Here is a 22,168-nt window from a genome sequence, read left to right as displayed (position 1 = left end):
CTGCCGGAAGCTGCCTGATGTAGCACCAGCAATCAGCTTATCTTCGGTTCGTGACATGATCGTCAGCCATAGCCGATCAATGTCTAAAAACTAGCTTTTCCTAAAAATTGCCGGCCGGCTCCCGGTTCTGGATGAACACGCGAGAACTTGAGAAGGTGCATGAATGAAATAAGGGTTCCAGGTTCACTTCTCTCAGCGGAAATAAAGGTTCCAGATTCACTTCTTTATCGTCGCGCCCATACCGGCCGCCACGCGGCAGGCATGGGCACGACACGCTGCGACCTAAAACTTGTAGGTCAGCCCCAGGTACGCCAGCCGGCCTGCGTATCCGCCGGTATAGAAGCGGGCGCGGGTGTCCTCGCCCAGGTGCGAGCGGGACTCCTGCTTGGTCAGGTTCAGCACCGAGGCGGTGAGGCTGAGCGCCGGGGTGATGTTGTACGCCGCGTTCAGATCGACCTGGTAGTACGGCTCCTCAAAGACGTTCAACCCGTTGACCAGGCCTTGCACCAGCTCGCCGCGACGGTTGTACGAGGCGCGCAGCAGCAGGCTGTCGGTCTCGTAGAACACGGTGAGGTTGGTCTGGTTTCTGGCGCTGCCCGGCATGGAGGTCTTGCCGACCTCGGTGCCGTCCTCCAGCCGCACCGCCGCCTTGCTGGCATCGTTGTAGGTGTAGTTGAACTGCACACCAAGGCCGAACGGCAGCGTGTGCTGCGCGTAGAGCTCCACACCCTGCGAGACCGCATCCTGGCCGCCGGCCTGGGTGCTGTAGTTCTGCACGGTGACCGGTTGCCCGTCGACCATCATGTTGACGTCGCTGATCACGTCGACCGCGAAGTTCTCCACGTTCTTGCGGAACAGCCCCACACCCGCCACCGAACCCGGGAGAAAATACCATTCCAGCCCCAGGTCGAACTGGTTGGCCTTGTACGGCTCCAGGTTCTTGTTGCTGCCCGAGCCGTACCAGCCCTGCTCGCTGGCGCCGCCGGTCAGGCGCCGGTCGGCCACGTACTCGGGGCTGTAAAACTCCAGGCTGCCGGGCGCGGCGATGTCGTTGTAGCTGGGGCGTGCAATCACTTTCGCGGCTGCCGCGCGCAGCAGCAGGTTCTCGGTCAGGTCGTAGGCCAGGTTGAAACTGGGCAGCACGTCGGTGTAGTTGCGGTCCAGCCCGCTGACCACGAACGACTCGGTGCGTTGCACGCTGTCGGCCAAGCGCCAGTAGCCTTCGGTGCCGCAATAGGTGTCGGCCGGGGCGCCGCCGGGCATGGCGGCGCCCTGCTGGCAGGCCAGCGGGTTGCCGTCGGCGCCGTCGAAGAAATAGTCGTTGTAGGCGGTCACCTTGTCGGTGGAATCGGCACGCTGGCCGGTGCGCGCCACCCGCACGCCGACGTTGCCACGCAGCCGCTCGGTGTGGAAGTTGAGCTGCAGGTAGCTGGAATAGATCTCTTCGTCGACGTTGTAGACAAAGTTGTTTTCGCTGCGGGTCTGCATCGCGCCGTAGGTCTGGTTCAAGTAGCCGATGTAGCCCGGGAAGTTGATCGCCGGGAACGCGCTGGCATTGACGCCACCGGCCAGGTTGTCCTGCGCGAACAGCAGCCCCGGCGAGAACTGTGTGGCGATGGCATTGCAGCGCCCGTTCCAGTAGCGGTTGTCGTAGTCGCTCGGGTCGGTGCCTGGGCACACCCAGTAGTTGTTGCCGGTACTGCGGTGGATGCCGCCGTCGCGACGTTTGATGCCGAACTGCAGTGAGTCGAAGACCTCGCCGTCGAAATGCCAGGTGGTATCGATCTGCGCGTACTGCTGCTGATTGGTGTTACGGGTCCAGGACGAGCCGGTCGAGCCCAGGTCGACCTGCAGGATGCCGTCGCGCAGGTTCTGCATCAGCTGCGGCGAGAATGTCATGGACGGCGTGCCGGTCAGGTCCCAGGCGCTGGCGAAGTTGCCGTTGGTCCAGCTGCCGTCGGCGTTCTGCAGGCGCGGCTTGATCGGCAGGGAGAACTGCAGCTCCGGCCCGCCCTTGGCCCAGGTGCGGCCGACCTTGAACGCCACGTCCACCTGCTCGCCACGCCATTCGCCGCCTAGGTCCACGGTCTGCGACAGCGATTTTTCGATGTTGTAGCTGCCGGTGATCTGCGGCGTAGGCACCGTGCAGTCGTCCGAGCCCCAGCCGCCCGGCGGCAGGCCGGCCGCAGCGGCCTGCGCCTCGTTGCAGTAGTAGGTCTTGCCCGGGCGCAGGCTGTAGGCGGCGCCAGTGACGATGGTGCCGCTGGGATCGAACTGCAGCCGGTCGAGCAGACGCCCGCCGCGCCAGTTGCCGTCGCCGTCATAGCGCGCGATGTTCCACTCGGGAATCTTGATGGTATTGGTCTGCGAGTCCTGCGACAGGTCGAAGCGAAAGTAGTTCGCGGTCAGCGTCAGGTCGTCGGTCGGCTTGAACTGCAAGGTCAGTTGCCCGCCCTTGCGCTCGCGCTCCTCGCGTTTGGCGCCCAGGCTGACCGCGGTCGGCATCATGAAACCGGTGGAGTAATTGCCGTCCTGGTTCCAAAACCCGGTCCCGCCCCACCAGTTGGCATTGAAGTCCGACGGATTACCGTTCACGTCGACCGCCGGGCCGACTTCGTCGCGCCCGTACCATTGCCAGCTCTCGGTACTGGCATCGAGTGTACGTGCGGTGCGCTTTTGCTGCGTGTAGCCGACGAAGACACCGAAGCGGTTGTCCTTGTCGTGCCACGAATACGAACCGGAGAACTGGCCGTCGGTCTTCTTGCTGGTATCGGACCAGGTGCCCTCGGCAGAGACGAAGCCGGAGTTTGGCTCCAGTTCCAGCGGGCGCCGCGTCTGCAGGATCACCGTGCCGCCGATGCCGCCTTCGTCGATGCGTGCTTCCGGGGTCTTGTACAGCTCCGCGCTGCCCAGCAGGTTTGACGGCAGCAGCGTGTAGTTGAACGAGCGCGTCGGGTCGCCGTTGGACTCGGCGGTGGCGATGTAGTTGCCGTTCAATTCGGTCAGCACCAGCTCCGAGGACAGGCCACGCACGCTGACGTTCTTGCCCTCGCCACCGTCGCGGCTGATGACCACGCCGGGCACGCGCTGCAGCGCATCGGCCACGTTCTTGTCGGGGAACTTGCCCACGTCCTCGGCGGTGATCACATCGACCACGGCGTTGGCGTTGCGCTTCTGCTCCAGGCTTTTTTCGATCGCGTAGCGGTAGCCGGTTACCGTCACTGCGTCCAGGTCCGTGGCCTGCACCTCGGCCTGGCCCGTGGGCGCCGGCGTGCCGTCGGCCTGCTGGGCGGCGGCGGTGGAGGCGGCACTCGCGAACAAGGCGATGGCGATACCGGCGGACAGCGTGCTGCGGTGGCGTGCGAATGGCATGCAGTTCATTTCGATCATGCTCTCCCAAAGGTGATTGGCTTCGGCGGATTTCTGTCGATCCAGCGATCGGCCAAGAACGCTGCGCGAAGTGACACAAAAACGATCCGTCGCCGTTGCGGCAACCTGCCCCCTCCTCTTGCGTCCGCTTCCACGCAGATGCGATTAGATCGTTCTAATGCCGTGGAAAGCTAAGTAGCACAGCCCAAGCGGCAGCGCATTCTGCCGCGCAACAGACCGGCGGCGTTGCGAGGCATCCACGATGGGCGGCCGGCCCGCCACGCGTGCACGCGGCACGGCACAGCCGACCGCGTCGCGGCTGCAGCAGCGTGATCGCTGCAAGCAACACAGCCTCGCCCGCAACCGGACGCAAGCGGTTTGCCGAAGCGCCAGCACACACCTTGTTTAAAACCGAGCTCAGCAAGAGACTGGATGGAGCTGAGGGCATCGCCCACCCTACGCCGCGTGGCGGCCATCGCCAACGCGGTCGCCACACCGAACATGCGCGCGCTTGTTGCCTGCGTGCACGCGCAAGGGGGGCGGGCCTGCCGCGGCATTGATGACACGCGCTGGTCGGGAGCGCATGCGCCGATGACCTGTCACCCCTGCATCGACGCCAGCTTGGAAGCGGCCCATGCCGCAAAACGACAACTTTCTGGCGCTCTCGACCATCTGCTCTATCAAGTCCGCCGCGCTTGCGCCGATATCGCCTCCATGGACAGACTCAGCATTATCGGACTGGTGCTCGCGATCGTGGCGATCGTGGGCGGCAGCGTGTTGAAAGGCGCCGGCATTTCGTCGCTGTGGTCGCCGGCTGCCTTCGTGATCGTGATCGTCGGCACCGTGGCGGCGATCCTGCTGCACACCTCACCGGCGGTTTTCCGGCGCGCCTTCAAGATCCTGCGCTGGGTGATCCAGCCGCCGGCCAGCGACCGCCCGCAGTTGCTGGCGCGCATCGTCGAGTGGAGCAACATCGCCCGCCGCCAGGGCCTGCTGGGCCTGGAAGACCAGCTGCCGCGCCAGGACGACGCGTTCCTGCGCAAGGGCCTGCAGATGCTGGTCGATGGCGTGGAGCCCGAATCCATGCGGCATATGCTCGAGATCGAAATGGACAACCAGGAGCGGCAGGATCTTGCCGCGGCCAAGGTGTTCGAAGGCATGGGCATCTACGCGCCCACGCTGGGCATCATCGGTGCGGTGCTCGGGCTGATGGCGGTGATGAAGAACCTGGCCGACCCGGCCATGCTCGGCCATGGCATCGCCGCGGCCTTCACCGCCACCATCTACGGCATCGCCTCGGCCAACCTGCTGTTCCTGCCGGTCGCCGCCAAGCTCAAGAGCGTCATCCATTGCAGCACCAACGAGCGCGAAATGGCGATCGAAGGCTTGATCGCGATCGCCCAGGGCGAGAACCCGCGCAACATCGAGTCGAAACTGGCAGGCTACTTGCATTAGTCCCGTCATGGCCCGCCGTCGCAAACATCACGAAGACCATGGCAACCACGAAGCGTGGGCGATTCCGTATGCCGATCTGATGACGCTGCTGCTGGCGTTCTTCGTGGTGATGTACGCAATCTCCTCGCTCAATGAGGGCAAGTACAAGGTCATGGCGCAGGCGCTGACCACCGCCTTCGGTGGCGCGTCCACCGCCGCCAGCCCGGTGCAGGTCGGCAGGACCCAGACCCTGGGGGCCGATTACGACCGCCCGTCGGTGATCAAGGCCGGCGCGCCGATGGCCGCGTCTAGAGGACCGACCGACCCCACCCTGCTGCCGTCGATGGCCGCGCAGATGCGCATGCCGGTGTCGCTGCGCAACCAGGCGCAGCTGGCGCGTGCGCAGCGGCAGATGGACGCGGTGGCCCAGCAGTTGGGCAAGACGCTGGCACCGCTGATCGACCAGAAACTCATCACCATCCGCCGCAACGATCTGTGGATCGAGGTGGAGATCAACAGCGACATCCTGTTCGGTACCGGCTCGGCGGCATTGGCCGGCAGCGCCCGCGGCACCCTCTCGGCGCTGGCCGCGGTGCTGCGCGATGCGCCCAACGGCGTGCGCGTGGAGGGCTATACCGACAACCAGCCGATCGCCACCGCACAGTTTCCCTCCAACTGGGAGCTGTCGGCCGCGCGCGCCGCCAGCGTGGTGCACCTGTTTGCCGACGACGGCATCGCCCCGCAGCGATTGGCGATGGTGGGCTATGGAGAATTCCGCGCACGTGCCGATAACAGCACTGAGGCGGGACGGAATGCGAACCGGCGTGTGGTGTTGATCATCCTCGCTGACTCGGCTGGCTCACTCGCACCCGATCCGCCATCGCAGCTGCATGCGACCGCCGCCGGGGCGCCCAAGCTTCCCAAGTCTGACGGCGGCCAAACGGCCGTCACCACCGAAAGCGGCACAAGTTCCGTTCCCGCCGTAATTCAAGGAGTGCAGTGAGATGCGTATCTGGGCAATCGCCAACCAGAAGGGCGGCGTCGGCAAGACCACCACGACGCTGGCATTGGGTCGTGGCCTGGCCGCGCTCGGCCACCGGGTATTGTTGATCGACCTCGATCCGCACTCCTCACTCACCCGCGCGTTCGGTGTGGCGATCGACCCGCCGCCGCGCGGGGTGCTGGACCTGTTCGGCACCCCGCCGAGCGACCTGGCCAGCCTGGCCCACGAAAGCGCCATCCCCGGCCTGTCCTATGTCTGCGCGCAAGCCGCATTGGCCACGCTGGAACGCCGCAGCGCCAACCAGCCCGGGCTGGGCCTGGCCCTGCAGAACGCGATGACCCGGCATGCCGGCCAGCACGACTACATCCTGCTCGACTGCCCGCCCACGCTCGGCCTGCTGATGATCAACGCGCTGGCCGCCTGCGACCGCGTGGTGGTGCCGACCCAGGCCGAGCCGCTGGCGCTGCATGGCCTGGCCAGCATGGTGCGTACCGCCGACATGGTGCAGCGTTCGCGTCGCCGCGCACTGCCGGTGTCGATCCTGCCGACCCTGTTCGACCGCCGCACCCGCGCCGGCACCGAGACGCTCAAGGAGATGCAGGACACCTACGGCGCCGTCGTCTGGGAAGACGCGGTACCGGTGGATACCCGAATCTGCAATGCCGCCGCATTGACCGTCCCCGCCACCGGCGGCGACTACCAGGGCCGCGGCCTGTCCGCCTATCGCCGTGCGCTGGAATGGGTGCTGGCCGATGACGCGGTGCGTATGGAGCAAGCCGCATGAGCAACCACACCGCCAACGGTGAGCTGGACGATTATCTGGAAGGCCTGCTGCACGATGCCGGCGTCGAGCCCACTGCCCCGGCTGCCACTGCCACCGTCGCGGCGGCACCGGCAACTGCCGAGGCAGACGTCACGCTGGCCGAAGCGCCGGTGCAGGCCGACGCGGCCCCCGAAGCCGCCGCTGTCTCCGAAGCGGCCACTTCCAACGCGATCGCCGCGGTGCTCAGCGCCGATGCGATCGCCGCCGATTTCCTTGCCGAAATGGATGCCGACCCGGCCTTCGGCCCCCCAGTGGTCGCCGCGCCCAGCGCCGCGGACATCGCCGCCGATTTCCTCGCCGAAATGGATGCCGACCCGGCCTTCGGCCCGCCGGTGGTCGCCGCGCCCAGCGCCGCGGACATCGCCGCCGATTTCCTCGCCGAAATGGATGCCGATCCGGCCTTCGGCCCGCCGGTGGTCGCCGCGCCCAGCGCTGCAGACATCGCTGCCGATTTCCTCGCCGAAATGGATGCCGACCCGGCGTTCGCCACGGCGGCGCCCAGCCCGTTCATGAGCACCGCCGACCTGATGGCCGAGATGGACGCAGACCCGGCCTTCGCCAGCGCTGCCTCCGGCGCCGACCTGCTGGCCGCCGATCTGCTGTCGGAGATGGATGCCGACCCGGCCTTTGCCGATGCCGCACCCGCCGCGCCGGCACCTGCGCGGCCTGCGCCGGCACCGATGCAGGCACCGCACCGCGCGCCGCCGTCGCCGATCTATCCGCAAGGCCTGCAGGCACTGCTGGCCCCCGGCCAGGCCGAGCACATCCAGGCCGAGCGGCGCGCGGCCGAACGCAGCACGCGCTGGCTGCGCCTGCGCTGCGGCGAACAGACCTATGCGCTGGAATTGCTCAAGGTGCAGGAGGTGGTACTGCCGGTGCCGCTGCTGCCACTGCGCGGCACCGCCAGCGCGATGCTCGGCATCATGAACCTGCGTGGCCAGGTGGTGCCGGTGATCGACCTGGGCATGCACCTGGGCTCGGCGCCGATCAACATGGATCTGCAGACGCGCGTGGTGGTGCTGGAGGAAAACGGCGAGACCATGGGCCTGCGCGTGTCGGCGGTGGAAGATGTCACCAGCCTGACCGATCAGCAGATCGAACCACCGGACAACGCACGCCTGTGCCGCATTTCCAACAACCTGTTCCGCGGCGTCGCGCGGCTGGGCCATCAGCCGATGATCCTGCTCGATGCCAGCCATTTGCTGCATTGATCCGGCACGCAGCTGACGCGCACCTGCACGCGCAACGATTCACCGTTAAAGCTTTCCCGCCGCCCGCCGTTAGTACGCATAGAACCATCCGTTCGGAGCAACAATGAGCACAGTGACATTGGGTGAGGATCTCGGCATCGAGACCAGCGCCGACCTCAAGCAGAAGCTTGCCGCGTTCCTGGCCCAGGACGGCGAAGTGGTGCTCAATGCCGGCGACGTCCGGCGTATCCATACCGCCAGCGTGCAGTTGCTCTGTGCCTTTGTGCAGACCCGCCGCCAGGCGGGGTTGCATACCGAATTCGATGGCTGCAACGACACTTTTAGAGATGCGGCCCGTCTGCTCGGCGTCACCGACGCGCTCGGACTTTCCGCATCCAATGACAACCTGAAATCTGTGGAGAACGCCGCATGAGCGCACGTATCTTGGTGGTGGACGATTCGGCGTCAATGCGCCAGATGGTCTCTTTCGCCCTCACCTCTGCCGGCTTTGCCGTCGAAGAAGCCGAGGACGGCGCCGTGGCGCTGGGCCGCGCGAAGGGCCAACGCTTCAACGCGGTGGTGACCGACGTGAACATGCCCAACATGGACGGCATCTCGCTGATCCGTGAGCTGCGCCAGCTGCCGGACTACAAGTTCACCCCGATGCTGATGCTCACCACCGAGTCGGCGGCCGACAAGAAGTCCGAAGGCAAGGCCGCCGGTGCCACCGGCTGGCTGGTCAAGCCGTTCAACCCGGAACAGCTGATCGCCACCGTCCAGAAAGTTCTGGGTTAATTCCACTTGCCTCACCATCGGATGTCACGCCCATGAGCATGGACCTGCAACGTTTCCACGCCACCTTTTTCGAGGAAAGCCGCGAAGGGCTGGACGCGATGGAGGCCGGGCTGTTGTCCCTTGAAGAGGGCAACCGCGACCCGGAAATCATCAACTCGGTGTTCCGCGCCGCGCACTCGATCAAGGGCGGCGCTGCCACCTTCGGTTTCGAAGCGGTCGCCGGCCTGACCCACGTGCTGGAGACGCTGCTGGACGAGTTGCGCTCCAACAAGCGCCAGCTCGAGCCCAATGCGGTCGATGCCATGCTCGGCTCGGTCGACGTGCTGCGCGCGCTGCTGCGCGAAGCCGAACACGGCACCCCGGCCGACCCGGCCGCGGTCAAGGCCGTGCATACCCGCTTGAACGCGGTGCTGGCCGGCGAAGCGCCGACCGCCGCGGCGGTGGCCAAGCCGAAGGAAGAAGAACCCGAAGCCTGGCATATCGGCTTCACCCCGGCGCCGTCGCTGTTCATGAGCGGCAACGACCCGCTGCGCATCATCCGCGAGCTCGAGCACCTGGGCCCGCTGCAGATTGCCGCGCGCCTGGAGCGCATGCCGGGCTTTGAGAACATCGACCCGCTGGAAGCCTACCTGGCCTGGGATCTGGGCCTGATCGGCAAGATTCCGCGCAGCAAGATCGAAGACACCTTCGCCTGGGTGGTGGACGATTGCGAGCTGGAGATCCGCCCGATGGCGGTGCCCGGCCCGCCGCCGAGCCTGGCCGTCGAAGCCGCCGCTGCGCCTGTCGCCGTTGCTGCGGCACCTGCCGCCGCTGCCGAGCCTGCCGCCGCCGCTGCCACGCCGGCCAAGGCCGCCGCAGCCGAAGCGGAAACCTCGATCCGCGTCAGCGTCGACAAGGTCGATGCCCTGATCAATCTGGTCGGCGAGCTGGTCATCACCCAGGCCATGCTCAAGCAGGTCTCCACCGGCCTGGATCCGGCGCATGCCGAACAGCTGTTCGCCGGCCTGGATCTGCTCGAACGCAATACCCGCGATCTGCAGGAAGCGGTCATCGGCGTGCGCATGCTGCCGGTGGACGCGGTGTTCCGTCGCTTCCCGCGCCTGGTCCGCGACCTCTCCAGCCGCCTCGGCAAGCAGGTCCGCCTGCGCACCATCGGCGAAGGCACCGAGCTGGACAAGGGTCTGATCGAAAAGATTGCCGATCCGTTGGTGCACCTGGTGCGCAACTCGATCGACCACGGCCTGGAAATGCCCGATGCGCGTCGCGCCTCCGGCAAGGACGAGACCGGCACGATCACCCTGGCGGCCTCGCACCAGGGCGGCCACATCGTGATCGAAGTCAGCGACGACGGCCGCGGCCTCAATCGCGCCAAGATCCTGGAAAAAGCCGCCGAACGCGGCATCGCCGTGCCGGACAACCCGACCGATGCGCAGGTGTGGGACCTGATCTTCGCGCCGGGCTTCTCCACCGCCGACGCAGTGACCGACCTGTCCGGTCGTGGCGTGGGCATGGACGTGGTCCGCCGCAACATCCAGGGCCTGGGTGGCGAAGTGCAGCTGGAAAGCAACGCCGGCAGCGGTACCCGCGTGCTGATCCGCCTGCCGCTGACCCTGGCCATCCTGGACGGCATGACCGTCTCGGTCGCCGGCGAAACCCTGATCCTGCCGCTGGCCTACGTGCTCGAGGCACTGCAGCCGGCGCCGGAAGACATCCGCTCGATGGCGGGCGACGGTCGGGTGCTGCGGGTGCGCGGCGAGTACCTGCCGATCCTGTCGCTTACCGACTACTACGGCTTCGGCGGGCAGCAGTCCTCGCAGGAACCGCTGGTGGTGGTGGTCGAAGGCGACGGCCAGAAGATCGCGCTGGAAGTGGATGAATTGCTCGGCCAGCAACAGGTCGTGGTCAAGAACATCGAGAACAACTACCGCCGTATCCCGGGTGTCTCAGGCGCCACCATCCTGGGCGATGGCCGGGTCTCGCTGATCGTGGACATCGGCGGGCTGGTGCGCTCGCTGCGTGTGCCGCAGGCCGCGTAACACGCCAGGCCACGCAACAAGCGCGGTGTGGCTCCTTCTCCCGCGGGAGAAAGGCCGCAGATTATGTGCGGTCACGACAAAGCCCTGGCAGCGATGCCGGGGCTTTTCATTTCTGCCAGGCACCGCAGTGCCCGGCGCAGTCCTGCAATTGCGCACCTGCCCCGCGACGCGTGCCGCATGGCCTGCAGCCGCTGCCCCGGCGTGTCGGAACATGTCCGGCGCAGCGCCTATCCACGCGCGCAGGGCCAACCACGACGATGCTCAACACGCCCCGATCCTGCCGGGGCGTTCTGCCATTTGGCAGCGACCGACAGACGCACGCGCTTCGTAATACCCGCTGCGTTTCCCCGCAAACGTGCCGTCCGTCGAAAGGTGATCAAGCCCGCGCCGCGGCGGCCGATACAGGGAGCAATGAGGGCTGCCTGGCCCGCGCCACGTCGAAGGAAGTCCGCATGCCCACCGTCAACTCACCACGCGCTGTCCGCCACCTGCTGGGCTCGGTGTGCGCCGCCGCGCTGCTGGCTGCCAGCATCTCGTTGCCGCCGTCCTTCGCAGCACCGGCCGCGCCGGTGTCGGTCCTGCTGGACAACGTGCCGGTGAACGCGCTGCAGTCGCTCGCCATCGACCTGGTGCAGTTGCGCGACGAGCAGCGGGCGCAGCTTGCCGCAGCGCATGACCCCGCCCGCATCGAGGCCTACGACGAGCGCCTGGGCAACCTGCGTCAACGCATCGCACGGCATGCGGGCTACGTCCAGGCCAGCGCGCCACAGGGTGAGCAGGCGCGCCAGTTTGCGCTGGTGCAGCAGCAACTGGGCCAGTATCTGGCGCAGCAGCGCCAGGCCAACCGCGCCCTGCATGCCGGCGACCTGCAGGCTGCGCAGGCCTTGTCGCTGGACCATGCAGGCGACGCACGGCTGTGGACGCAACTGCACACCCTGCAGCAATCGATGGCCAGCGTGGGCACAACGCAACGCCACTGAGCATTGCCCGCCTCGCGACCGCGATGGTCGCAGCGGCGTCGTAGGCTCTCCAGCCAGCCAGCCCCGCGCTGCGCGACGTGCGCCGAAGCGCCGGCCTGCGCTGCAGGTCCTATCGCCCTCGTGCGCACTGCCTTTGCCAGCGGGTCCACGGGCCGCGTGCCCTGCCCGGCCCGATACGCGCCACCGCATCGCCATGGCAACCGTATGACGCCCCCAAGGTGCGGCTGGCGCACCTGCAAAAACGCACTGAAAAACGCCCTCATGCCGGCTGTCGCGCACTGCTCAACATTTTGGGGATCAGGTCGCTATTCGACTTACCTCGGTCACATTCCTTTGCTGGATACCTGCCATGACCTTCAAGACCACGATTGCAAACACGCTGGCCAACGTACCGCTGAAGCGCAAGTTTCTGGCGCAGACCGCGCTGGTGGCGCTGGGCATCATCGTGCTGGCGGTGATCGCCGCACGCTTGCAATACGTGGATCTCACCGATACGCGCCGCGACGGGCTCAAGAGCCAGATCGAAATGGCCATCGCGGTGGTCAATGGCTATGCCGAGCGCGCCGAGAAAGGCGAGATGGATGTGGACAGCGCCAAGAAGGCCGCGCTGCATACCTTGTCCACCATGCGCGCACGTGGCGGCGTGGATTACATCTACGTCACCGACCAGACGCCGGTGATGCTGATGCACCCCACCCGCCCGGACCTCATCGGCAAGCCGCTCAACGATGTGCTGAGCCCTGACGGCAAGCGCATCTTCCCGGCCTTCGTCAGCGCGGCGCAGGCCGGCGGCGGCTACGTCGATTACGCCTGGGCCAAGCCCGGCGAAAAGGAGCCGGTGCAGAAGACCTCCTACGCCTCGCTGTACAAGCCGTGGGGCTGGGTGATCGGCACCGGCGTGTATCTGGACGACACCCAGGCGCAGGCGCTGGTCTTCACCGGCATCGTCACCCTGGCCGGCGGCGTGCTGGTGCTGCTCAACCTGCTGGTGGGCTGGCTGATCGGCAATTCGGTGCTGGAGCCGGTGTCGCGCGCGCTTGCCGCCATCAAGGGCGTGGCGCGTGGCGATCTGAGCGTGCGCACCGCCCAGCATGGCAGCGATGAAATCGGCCAGATGCTCAAGGCCACCGACGACATGGTGCATACGCTGGAGCGCTTCTCCGCGCAGACCAAGGTGATGATGCACATGCACGCCGGCGAAGACGTCAGCCACCGCATGCCCACCGATTTTCCCGGCGTCTACGGCGAGCTGGCCGGCGGCATCAACACGATGATCTTCGAACACCTGGACGCCATCATCGATGCGATCGGCATCCTCAACGAGTACGCGCAAGGCGATCTGTCGCGCGACGCCGCGCGCCTGCCCGGTACCCGGGCGGTGCTGCACGAAGCGATGGATGCCGCCAAGGCCAGCCTGCTGGCGATCAACACCGAGATCAAGCGGCTGGCCCAGGCTGCGGCCAATGGCGACTTCAGCCAGCGCGGCGATGCCACGCGTTTCAGGCACGACTCGGCACGCATGATCAACGACCTCAACGCGATGATGGACGTCAGCGACCGCAACCTGGGCAAGCTCTCCGAGCTATTGGCCGCGCTGGCCGAGGGCGACCTCACTGCGCGCCTGGACGGTGAGTTCCACGGCGTGTTCGCGCGCATGCGCGATGACGCCAACACCACCGCCACGCAGCTGGCCGGCATCGTCGGGCGCATCCAGCAGGCCGCCGGCGCCATCACCGGGTCGGCCAGCGAGATCGCCGCCGGCAACAACGACCTGTCGCAGCGCACCGAACAACAGGCAGCCAACCTGGAAGAAACCGCCGCCTCGATGGAAGAGCTCACCTCCACGGTCAGGCAGAACGCCGAAAGCGCCCGCCAGGCCAACCAGCTGGCAATCGGCGCGGCATCGGTGGCCTCGCAAGGCGGCCAGGTGGTCAGCCAGGTGGTGGACACCATGTCCGGCATCCAGACCTCGTCGAAGAAGATCGCCGAGATCATCTCGGTCATCGATGGCATCGCCTTCCAGACCAACATCCTGGCCTTGAACGCGGCGGTGGAAGCGGCCCGTGCCGGCGAACAGGGCCGCGGCTTTGCCGTGGTTGCCTCCGAGGTACGCACGCTGGCGCAGCGCTCGGCCGGCGCGGCAAAGGAGATCAAGCACCTGATCGACGACTCGGTCGGCAAGGTGGCGCAGGGCTCGGCGCTGGTGGATCAGGCCGGCAAGACCATGGCCGAGATCGTGTCCTCGGTGCAGCGCGTGACCGACATCATGAGCGAGATCTCTGCCGCCTCGCAGGAGCAATCGGCCGGCATCGAGCAGGTCAATCTCACCGTCACCCAGATGGACGAGAGCACCCAGCAGAACGCCGCGCTGGTGGAAGAAGCCACCGCCGCCGCCAACGCCATGCAGCAGCAGGCGCAGCAGCTCGACGAGGCGGTGTCCAGCTTCCGGGTGACCGCGGCCTCGCCCGTGCAGCGCGGCCCCGGCCGTGGTGCCGCGCGCGCGGAGGCCCTGCGCGTCGCCAGCTGATCGCCACCAGATCGCTCTCCCGTACCACCTCCTCACTTCGAAGCCACGCCCATGCCCTCGCCCCCCACGCAATCCCGCTCCGGCGGCAGTCTGGCGTACCGCCTGATGCTCGGCACCGCGGTCGCTGCATTGCTGTGCTTCGGCCTGACCGCGGCGATCAGCTACTGGCAAAGCAGTCGCGCGCTGATCGCGTCGGCGCAGACCACGATGCAGAACGCGGCGCGCTATCAGGCCGAGCAGATCGGCAGCGAGCTGGGGCAGGCATTCACCACTGGCCAGTCGCTCGCCAGCGCCCTGCTGGCGCAGCGTGCGCATGGCGGGGTGAGCCGCGAGGCGGCGGCGGCGATCGTGCACGACGCGTTGCAGAACCATCCCGAATGGGTGGGCATGGGCACCTTGTGGGAGCCGCAGGCCTTCGACGGCAAGGACGGCGACTATGTCGATGCCCAGGGCCACGACAACACCGGCCGTTTCATGACCTACTGGGCCTACAACGGGCAGTCGCTGATCCGCGAGCCGTTGGTCGGCTACGAAAAGCCCGGCGACGGCGACTGGTACCTCAAGCCCCGCGAGCTGGGCCGGCAGATCGTGGCCGGCCCCTACGATTACCAGATCGGCGGCAAGCCGGTGCTGATGACCACCTTGTCCACGCCCATCCTGGACCAGGGCAAGTATGTGGGCGTGGTGTCGGTGGATTTCGCCCTGGCAGCATTGCAGAAGCGCCTGAGCGCGTTGCGCCCGATGGACGATGGCTATGTCGAGCTGATCTCGCCGGCCGGGGTGATTCTGGCCTCGCGCGACGCTGCGCGGATCGGCAAGCCGGCCGACGGTGCCGACTACCGCGCGATGCTGGAGGCCACCAGGGCCGGCAAGGACTATCTGGACTTCACGCCGGACGCCGCCGGCACGGTCAGCGCCTATGTGCCGTTGCAGATCGGCCACGCGCAGGAGCGTTTTGCGCTGGGCGTGGTGGTGCCGTATGCGGCGATCATGCAGCAGGCACATCGCCTGTTGTGGACCATCCTGGCGGTCGGCCTGGGCTCGGCGCTGGTGCTCAGCGTTGCGCTGTTCGCACTGTTGCGCCGTCAGGTGGTGGGCCCGCTGGATGCCGCTGCAAAGGTGGCAGGTGCCATTGCCTCCGGCAAGCTGGACAACCAGATCGCCGCGCAGCGCCAGGACGAGGTGGGCCGCCTGATGGGCGCCATGCAGCGCATGCAGACCGACCTGCGCCAGCGCATCGAACGCGATGCGCAGATCGCCAACGAGAACCTGCGCATCCGCACCGCGCTGGAACATTCGGAGATGGAAGTGCTGCTGGCCGACGAGCAGCACACGGCGGTGTTCATCACCCAGGCGCTGCACAACTCGTTGAAGCGCAGCGAAGCGGCGTTTCATGCCAAGGGCCAGCAGGGCTTCAGCGCCGATGCGGTGGTCGGCAACCCGCTGGACTATGTGTTCGGCACCGATGCCGACGGCAAGGCACGCATGCAGCGCCTGCAGCAACTGCAGTCCACCACGTTGGAGCGCTACGCCTTCGGGCCGGTGACGCTGGATCTGAGCATGACCCCGCTGTACGCCGCCGATGGTCATCGCAGCGGCAGCATGCTGCTGTGGCGCAATGTCAGCGCCGAGGTCAGCACGCAGGCAGAGGTCGCCGCGCTGGTGCAGTCGGCGCTGATGGGCGACTTCGGCCAACGCCTGGCATTGGACGATAAGCACGGCTTCTATCTGGAATTCGGCCGTCAGCTCAACGGCCTGCTGGAAACCACCTCGCAAGGCCTGGAACGTATTTCCAGCCTGCTCAGCGCGCTGGCCGAGGGCGACCTCACCGTGCGCATGGACGGACAGTTCCAGGGCGTGTTCGCCCGCATGCGCGACGATGCCAACGCCACCGTGGCGCAACTGACCGGCATCGTGGCGGGCATCCAGACCTCGGCCACGCAGATCAACGCGGCCGCCAGCGAGATTGCCGCCGGCAACAGCGACCTGTCGCAACGCACCGAACAACAGGCCGCCAACCTGGAGGAAACCGCCGCCTCGATGGAGGAGCTCACCTCCACCGTCAAGCAGAACGCCGAGCACGCGCGCCAGGCCAACCAGCTGGCGATCGGCGCGGCCGATGTCGCCTCGCATGGCGGCGCGGTGGTGGCGCAGGTGGTCACCACCATGTCCGGCATCGAGATCTCCTCGAAGAAGATTGCCGAGATCATCAGCGTGATCGACGGCATCGCCTTCCAGACCAATATCCTGGCCTTGAACGCGGCGGTGGAAGCGGCGCGTGCCGGCGAACAGGGCCGTGGTTTCGCCGTGGTCGCCACCGAAGTGCGCACGTTGGCGCAGCGCTCGGCCGGCGCGGCCAAGGAGATCAAGCACCTGATCGACGACTCGGTGGGCAAGGTCGCGCAGGGCGCGTCGCTGGTGCAGCAGGCCGGCACCACCATGGCCGAGATCGTGGCCAGCGTGCAGCGCGTGACCGACATCATGGGCGAGATCTCCGCCGCCTCGCAGGAGCAGTCCAGCGGCATCGAGCAGGTCAACCTCACCGTCACCCAGATGGACGAAGCCACCCAGCAGAACGCGGCACTGGTGGAAGAAGCCACCGCCGCGGCACGCGCGATGGAAGAACAGGCCGGCCAGCTGACCGATGCGGTGGCGGTGTTCAAGCTCGGCCACGTTGGCAGGCCGGCGGCGATTGCCGCCGCCACACCCGGCGTCAGCCCGGTTGCGCCCTCCACACGGACACCGGCCGGCAAGCGCGCTGCCATGCCGCCGCGTCCCCCTACCCGCAAGTCGCCCGGCAGTGTCGCCGGCAACGACAGCCAGTGGCAGGATTTCTGAGTGCAGCGGCGCTGCCCTGACCGGGGCGGCTCCCGTGCACCTTCAGCGCCACCGGCGTGCGCACCCTGCCCGCCACGGCCGCGTTGCCGGCGGCTGATCGCCGCACACACCGGCCGGCGGCCCTACCGTTCGTCCTTCAAAAATAAAGAATCATCCCGGGCGGCCGTTAGCGTGCTGGAGAGCGTCCCTGCGCAATGTCCCGGAGTCACTGATGAACAAGTTCAACGATTGGCCGATCCGCCGCAAACTGATGGTTGCCTTCTGCCTGAGCGCCGTGCTCACCGCCTTGCTGGGCGGCCTGGGCTATTCCCGCATGCGGCAGATGCAGCAGCAGACCACCCTGATCAACCAGGACGTGGTGCCGGTGCTGAGCCGCCTGTCCGAGCTGCGTGGCTTTGCCGGCGAATTCCGCGTCTATGAAGTGGGCCAGTTCGCCAATCTGGACGACCCGGAACGCTATGCGATGTTCTTCAAGCGCATGGACGAGATCCAGGCCAAGTACGTGGAGACGCAAAAGCTCCTGGACGCCAAGATCGGCGCTGCCTCGCCGCTGAAGGCCGAATACGCCAGGCTGACCGATGCCAGCACGCGCTATTTCGCCGCCAACCGGCAGCTGCGCGCGCTCTATGCACAACCCGATCGCAGCGCGGCGATGGAATTTTCGCGCAATCAGTCCGGCGAACTGCGCAAGGAGGTGTTCGCCTCGGTCGACAAGCTCTATGCACAGCAGTCCAAGGCACTGAGCGACATGGTCGCGGCCAGCGCCGCCTCGTTCAAGCTGACCAGCGTGGTATTGCTGCTCGGCACGCTGCTGATGGCGGCACTGTCGGTAACCTTTGGCTGGCTGATCGCACGCAGCATCACCAATCCGCTGTCCAAGGCGCTGGGCGCCATCAAGGCGGTCTCGCGCGGCGACCTGAGCGTGCAGGTCCACAAGACCAGCAACGACGAGATCGGCCAGATGCTCGAGGCCACCGGCGGCATGACGCAGATGCTGCGCCGCTTCAGCGACGAGACCGCGCGCATGTCGCACCTGCATGCGGCCGAAGACATCACCCACCGCATGCCGGAGGATTTCCCCGGCGTGTACGGCACGCTGGCCGGCGGCATCAACACGATGATCTTCGAGCATCTGGATGCCATCACCGACGCGGTGCGCATCCTCAACCAGTACGCACAGGGCGACCTGACCCAGGACGCACGCCGCCTGCCGGCCAGCCGCGCGATCCTGCATGAAGCGATGGATGCGGCCAAGGCCAGCCTGTTGTCGATCAATACCGAGATCAAGCAGCTGGCGCAGGCCGCAGCCGCCGGCGACTTCAGCGCACGTGGCGATGCGGCGCGCTTCAAGTACGACTTCGCGGTGATGGTGGCGGATCTGAACTCGATGATGGAGGTCAGCGACCGCAATCTGGGCAAGCTGTCGCAGCTGCTCGGCGCGGTGGCCGAAGGCGACCTGACCGCACGCATGGACGGGCAGTTCCACGGCGTGTTCGCGCGCCTGCGTGACGATGCCAATGCCACCACCCAGCGCCTGACCGATATCGTCGGCCGCATCAAGCACTCCACGCTGGCCATCAACACCGCTGCCGGCGAAATCGCCGCCGGCAACAACGACTTGTCGCAGCGCACCGAGCAGCAGGCCGCCAACCTGGAAGAAACCGCCGCCTCGATGGAAGAGCTCACCTCCACGGTGAAGCAGAACGCCGAGCATGCGCGCCAGGCCAACCAGCTCGCCATTGGTGCGGCCGACGTGGCCTCGCACGGCGGCGCCGTGGTCAGCCAGGTGGTGGACACCATGTCCGGCATCCAGACCTCGTCCAGGAAGATCGCCGAGATCATCTCGGTCATCGACGGCATCGCCTTCCAGACCAATATCCTGGCCTTGAACGCGGCGGTGGAAGCGGCGCGGGCCGGCGAACAGGGCCGCGGCTTTGCCGTGGTCGCCTCCGAGGTGCGCACGTTGGCACAGCGTTCGGCCGGCGCCGCCAAGGAAATCAAGAGCCTGATCGACGATTCGGTCAGCAAGGTGGCCGAAGGCTCGGCGCTGGTGAACCAGGCCGGCAGCACCATGAGCGAGATCGTCTCCTCGGTGCAGCGCGTCACCGACATCATGAGCGAGATCTCCGCCGCCTCGCAGGAACAGTCGGCCGGCATCGAGCAGGTCAACCAGACCGTCACCCAGATGGACGAGGCGACCCAGCAGAACGCCGCACTGGTGGAAGAAGCCACCGCCGCCGCACGGTCGATGGAAGAACAGGCGCAACAGCTCACCGAGGCGGTCGCCCTGTTCCGCCTGTCAGCCGAGCTCGAAGCGGTGACCCGCGCCACGCCGGTGGTGCGCCAACTCGCTGCCAAGCGGCCAGCCGCCGCCAGTGCACCGGCGCCTAGGCCGCAGGTCGCCAGGCCGGCGGCACGTGCTGCCGTGGCATTGGCTCCGTCCAACGAATCGGACTGGGCCGAGTTCTAGGCCACGCCGCAGCGGCCGCTGCACTGGCCGCCGTCAAACGCAAGCCGCGCTCTCCAGAGCGCGGCTTTTTTTATGCCGCGCCACGCTTTTTAAAAGGCGCATCAACCCGATAACAAATAAAGCAGCATTCGAATAACTTTTTATTTATGTAGCAATACGATTATTGTCGAGTCCGCCGTCATCCCCCGCCGATAACGATTACACAAACCGATCAATTCCATTCTCGCGATTTATTATTTTTCACAAGCCTGACCGCGTTATATATTTTTTTGATATCGAGGTATTCAGCGATGCTGTCGTGCGCCGTTACTGCGCATAGCGACATGTGACGCAGACACTGTTCGGCGTCACCTGATCGCTCCCATCCATTGCGCACCGCCTGCCGGGAATTGATCATGACTGCATTTCTTCAACGCTATAACGTCGGCCCCCGACTGGCGGCGGCATTTGCCGTGCTGATCGTTCTCTCCGCCCTCATTGCCATTATCGGCTATCGCGGGCTGAGCTCGGCACGCACCCTGGTCGACGATCTCGTGCACCAGAACATGGTGAAGATTCGCCTGTCCAACGACATGATGAATGCCAACTACATTATTGCGATGCAGATCCGCAATGTGGTTTTGCCAACCAGCAGCGAAGATAATCTCAAGTTTATCGAGACCATCCAGGCTGCGCGCGCCGACTATTCCAAGGCACGCGAAGCACTGTATGCGATTCCGCCGTCTGACCAGGGCCGGGAGATCCGCGCAGAAATCGATCGCCGCCGCGCCGTGGTCAAGGTACTCAACGACCAGGTCATGGACCTGGTCCAGACCGGCCATAGCGATGAGGCCCTGCCCTTGCTGCTGACCAAGGCCGCACCGGCGATGCAGCAGTGGCAGGACAAAATCGCCGAGAACATCGCGCTGCAGAACACGCTGTCGGCCGAGGCCTCCGCCGTTGCGCTGCAATCCATGGACGACTCGCGCAAGCTGCTGATCGCCGGCTCGCTGCTGGTGGTGCTGCTGAGCGGCGTGCTGGGCCTGCTGATCACCCGCAGCCTGACCCAGCCGCTGAGCCGGGCCACCCGCGCGGCCGAATCGATTGCCGGCGGCAAGCTGGACAACGACGTCGACACCCAGTTCAACGACGAAAGCGGCCGCCTGCTCAAGGCGATGAGCAAGATGCAGCTGCAGTTGCGCAACCTGCTCGCCGCCCAGACCGACATGGCCAAGCGCCACGACGATGGCCAGATCAGCTTCCGCATCGATGCCGACGCCTTCCCCGGCGAGTACGGCCGCATGGCGCATGACACCAATACGTTGGTGGGCTCGCACATCGCGGTGAAGCTGCGTCTGGCGCAGATCATGGGCCGCTACGCGATCGGCGACCTGTCCGAGGACATGGAGAAACTGCCCGGCGAAAAGGCCGTGCTCAGCGAGACCATGGCGCAGGTCAAGGTCAATCTCGGCGCGATGAATACCGAGATCAAGCACCTGGCCGTGTCGGCGGCCAACGGCGACTTCAGTGCCCGCGGCGATGCCGAGCGCTTCCAGTACGACTTCCGCCTGATGGTGGAAAGCCTCAACAACCTGATGTCCACCGCCGACGGCAATCTGCAGTCGCTGTCCAGCCTGCTGCAGTCCATCGCCGCCGGCGACCTCACCGCGCGCATGAGCGGCGACTTCCGCGGCGTGTTCGCGCAGATGCGCGACGATGCCAACGCCACGGCCACGCAGCTGGCCGAGATCGTCAGCGGCATCAAGGCCTCGGCGGTGTCGATCAAGGGCGCCGCCAGCGAGATCGCGGCCGGCAACCAGGATCTGTCGCAGCGCACCGAACAGCAGGCCGCCAACCTGGAGGAAACCGCTGCCTCGATGGAAGAGCTCACCTCCACCGTCAAGCAGAACGCCGAGAGCGCACGTCAGGCCAATCAGCTCGCCATCGGCGCGGCCGGTGTGGCCTCGCAGGGCGGCGAGATCGTCAGCAGGGTGGTCGAGACCATGAGCGGGATCGAAGCCTCCTCCAAGAAGATCGCCGACATCATCTCGGTCATCGACGGCATCTCGTTCCAGACCAACATCCTGGCCTTGAACGCGGCGGTGGAAGCGGCGCGTGCCGGCGAACAGGGGCGCGGGTTTGCCGTGGTTGCCTCGGAAGTGCGGACGCTGGCGCAACGCTCGTCGGCGGCCGCCAGGGAGATCAAGGGGCTGATCGACGACTCGGTGCAGCGTGTCTCCGAGGGGTCGGTGCTGGTGCACAGCGCCGGCAAGACCATGGGCGAGATCGTGTCCAGCGTGCAGCGGGTCACCGACATCATGGGCGAGATCTCCGCCGCCTCGCAGGAGCAATCCTCGGGCATCGAGCAGGTCAACCAGACCGTCACCCAGATGGACGAGACCACCCAGCAGAACGCCGCGCTGGTGGAAGAAGCCACTGCCGCCGCACGGGCGCTGGAAGACCAGGCCACCCAGCTCACCGACGCCGTTGCGGTGTTCAAGACCGATGCCCATGCCTATGCCAAGGCACCGGTGCGCACCGTGCCGCCGCGCCCGGTGGTGACTCCCGCGCTGAAGGCCAAGGTGGCAGCGGCCGGACGCACCGCCGCGGCCAGGCCGCGCATGGTCGTCACCGCGCCCAGCAACGACACCAGCTGGCAGGAGTTCTGAGCCAAGCGGGCACAACAGTCTGAATGGAGCCGGCCGGCGCGACACCGGCCGGCTC

General features: G+C 66.4%; 14 protein-coding genes. 12 read left to right on the top strand and 2 right to left on the bottom strand.

All coding sequences use genetic code 11. The features are described from left to right. Nucleotides 1–282 precede the first annotated feature (282 nt). Nucleotides 283–3,435 (bottom strand): TonB-dependent receptor, encoded by a 3,153-nt coding sequence (locus EO139_RS08405; protein ID WP_206515134.1) that lies wholly within the window; start codon nucleotides 3,433–3,435, stop codon nucleotides 283–285. 648 nt (nucleotides 3,436–4,083) lie between these two features. On the opposite strand from EO139_RS08405, the gene EO139_RS08395 reads away from it, so the two are divergent. The 11 genes from EO139_RS08395 (at nucleotide 4,084) to EO139_RS08345 (ending at nucleotide 19,465) form a co-directional block, all read left to right on the top strand. Next, complete coding sequence (locus tag EO139_RS08395; RefSeq protein WP_026064871.1) at nucleotides 4,084–4,824, top strand: flagellar motor protein; 741 nt, start codon at nucleotides 4,084–4,086, stop codon at nucleotides 4,822–4,824. 7 nt (nucleotides 4,825–4,831) lie between these two features. After that, nucleotides 4,832–5,806 carry a flagellar motor protein MotD gene (gene motD, locus EO139_RS08390; protein ID WP_104585116.1) on the top strand — a complete coding sequence of 325 codons (975 nt, stop codon included), beginning with the start codon at nucleotides 4,832–4,834 and terminating at the stop codon, nucleotides 5,804–5,806. Between the two features lies 1 nt (nucleotide 5,807). Further along, nucleotides 5,808–6,590 carry a ParA family protein gene (locus EO139_RS08385; RefSeq protein WP_016904758.1) on the top strand — a complete coding sequence of 261 codons (783 nt, stop codon included), beginning with the start codon at nucleotides 5,808–5,810 and terminating at the stop codon, nucleotides 6,588–6,590. Then, entirely contained in the window at nucleotides 6,587–7,840 is a 1,254-nt protein-coding gene (locus EO139_RS08380) for a chemotaxis protein CheW (RefSeq protein ID WP_119106955.1), read from the top strand. Before EO139_RS08385 ends, EO139_RS08380 begins: the two co-directional genes overlap by 4 nt. Nucleotides 7,841–7,943: 103 nt before the next feature. Then, nucleotides 7,944–8,252, top strand: coding sequence for an STAS domain-containing protein (locus tag EO139_RS08375; RefSeq protein WP_026064926.1), 309 nt, complete (start codon nucleotides 7,944–7,946; stop codon nucleotides 8,250–8,252). Continuing rightward, a complete protein-coding gene (locus EO139_RS08370) occupies nucleotides 8,249–8,614 on the top strand; it encodes a response regulator (protein WP_002806565.1) in 366 nt (121 codons plus the stop codon). Before EO139_RS08375 ends, EO139_RS08370 begins: the two co-directional genes overlap by 4 nt. 32 nt (nucleotides 8,615–8,646) lie before the next feature. Next, on the top strand, nucleotides 8,647–10,650 hold the full coding sequence (locus EO139_RS08365) for a chemotaxis protein CheA (protein ID WP_104648668.1): 2,004 nt from the start codon (nucleotides 8,647–8,649) through the stop codon (nucleotides 10,648–10,650). A gap of 452 nt (nucleotides 10,651–11,102) precedes the next feature. Beyond that, on the top strand, nucleotides 11,103–11,630 hold the full coding sequence (locus EO139_RS08360) for a hypothetical protein (RefSeq protein ID WP_047125429.1): 528 nt from the start codon (nucleotides 11,103–11,105) through the stop codon (nucleotides 11,628–11,630). Nucleotides 11,631–11,979: 349 nt separating this feature from the next. Further along, nucleotides 11,980–14,157: a methyl-accepting chemotaxis protein gene (locus EO139_RS08355; protein ID WP_115677184.1), complete on the top strand. Its 2,178-nt coding sequence runs from the start codon at nucleotides 11,980–11,982 to the stop codon at nucleotides 14,155–14,157. A 51-nt stretch (nucleotides 14,158–14,208) separates the two neighbouring features. After that, nucleotides 14,209–16,995 (top strand): methyl-accepting chemotaxis protein, encoded by a 2,787-nt coding sequence (locus EO139_RS08350; protein ID WP_164739789.1) that lies wholly within the window; start codon nucleotides 14,209–14,211, stop codon nucleotides 16,993–16,995. 211 nt (nucleotides 16,996–17,206) lie between these two features. Next, nucleotides 17,207–19,465 carry a methyl-accepting chemotaxis protein gene (locus EO139_RS08345; protein WP_126970214.1) on the top strand — a complete coding sequence of 753 codons (2,259 nt, stop codon included), beginning with the start codon at nucleotides 17,207–17,209 and terminating at the stop codon, nucleotides 19,463–19,465. 211 nt (nucleotides 19,466–19,676) lie between these two features. Here the strand turns inward: EO139_RS08345 and EO139_RS08340 are convergent, their stop codons facing one another. Next, the gene (locus tag EO139_RS08340; protein ID WP_126942735.1) at nucleotides 19,677–19,862 is read right to left on the bottom strand and encodes a hypothetical protein; all 186 of its coding nucleotides are present in this window, start codon (nucleotides 19,860–19,862) and stop codon (nucleotides 19,677–19,679) included. Here EO139_RS08340 and EO139_RS08335 point away from each other — a divergent pair. Continuing rightward, nucleotides 19,861–22,113: a methyl-accepting chemotaxis protein gene (locus tag EO139_RS08335; protein WP_126970212.1), complete on the top strand. Its 2,253-nt coding sequence runs from the start codon at nucleotides 19,861–19,863 to the stop codon at nucleotides 22,111–22,113. The two genes, EO139_RS08340 and EO139_RS08335, sit on opposite strands and share 2 nt — an antisense overlap. The last annotated feature ends 55 nt before the right edge of the window (nucleotides 22,114–22,168 follow it).

Source organism: Xanthomonas sp. BRIP62411, from assembly GCF_003993525.1.
Classification (GTDB): Bacteria; Pseudomonadota; Gammaproteobacteria; order Xanthomonadales; family Xanthomonadaceae; genus Xanthomonas; species Xanthomonas euroxanthea.
Note: the sequence above shows the minus strand (reverse complement) of the source record. Positions and strands in the feature narration are given on the sequence as shown.

Bases quoted from the DNA above. Each gene is read 5' to 3' on its own strand.
- EO139_RS08385 (WP_016904758.1), top strand. From the start codon at position 5,808: ATGCGTATCTGGGCAATCGCCAACCAGAAGGGCGGCGTCGGCAAGACC.
- EO139_RS08380 (WP_119106955.1), top strand. From the start codon at position 6,587: ATGAGCAACCACACCGCCAACGGTGAGCTGGACGATTATCTGGAAGGC.
- EO139_RS08395 (WP_026064871.1), top strand. From the start codon at position 4,084: ATGGACAGACTCAGCATTATCGGACTGGTGCTCGCGATCGTGGCGATC.
- EO139_RS08355 (WP_115677184.1), top strand. From the start codon at position 11,980: ATGACCTTCAAGACCACGATTGCAAACACGCTGGCCAACGTACCGCTG.
- EO139_RS08365 (WP_104648668.1), top strand. From the start codon at position 8,647: ATGAGCATGGACCTGCAACGTTTCCACGCCACCTTTTTCGAGGAAAGC.
- EO139_RS08360 (WP_047125429.1), top strand. From the start codon at position 11,103: ATGCCCACCGTCAACTCACCACGCGCTGTCCGCCACCTGCTGGGCTCG.
- EO139_RS08345 (WP_126970214.1), top strand. From the start codon at position 17,207: ATGAACAAGTTCAACGATTGGCCGATCCGCCGCAAACTGATGGTTGCC.
- EO139_RS08335 (WP_126970212.1), top strand. From the start codon at position 19,861: ATGACTGCATTTCTTCAACGCTATAACGTCGGCCCCCGACTGGCGGCG.
- EO139_RS08340 (WP_126942735.1), bottom strand. From the start codon at position 19,862: ATGATCAATTCCCGGCAGGCGGTGCGCAATGGATGGGAGCGATCAGGT.
- motD (WP_104585116.1), top strand. From the start codon at position 4,832: ATGGCCCGCCGTCGCAAACATCACGAAGACCATGGCAACCACGAAGCG.
- EO139_RS08350 (WP_164739789.1), top strand. From the start codon at position 14,209: ATGCCCTCGCCCCCCACGCAATCCCGCTCCGGCGGCAGTCTGGCGTAC.
- EO139_RS08375 (WP_026064926.1), top strand. From the start codon at position 7,944: ATGAGCACAGTGACATTGGGTGAGGATCTCGGCATCGAGACCAGCGCC.
- EO139_RS08370 (WP_002806565.1), top strand. From the start codon at position 8,249: ATGAGCGCACGTATCTTGGTGGTGGACGATTCGGCGTCAATGCGCCAG.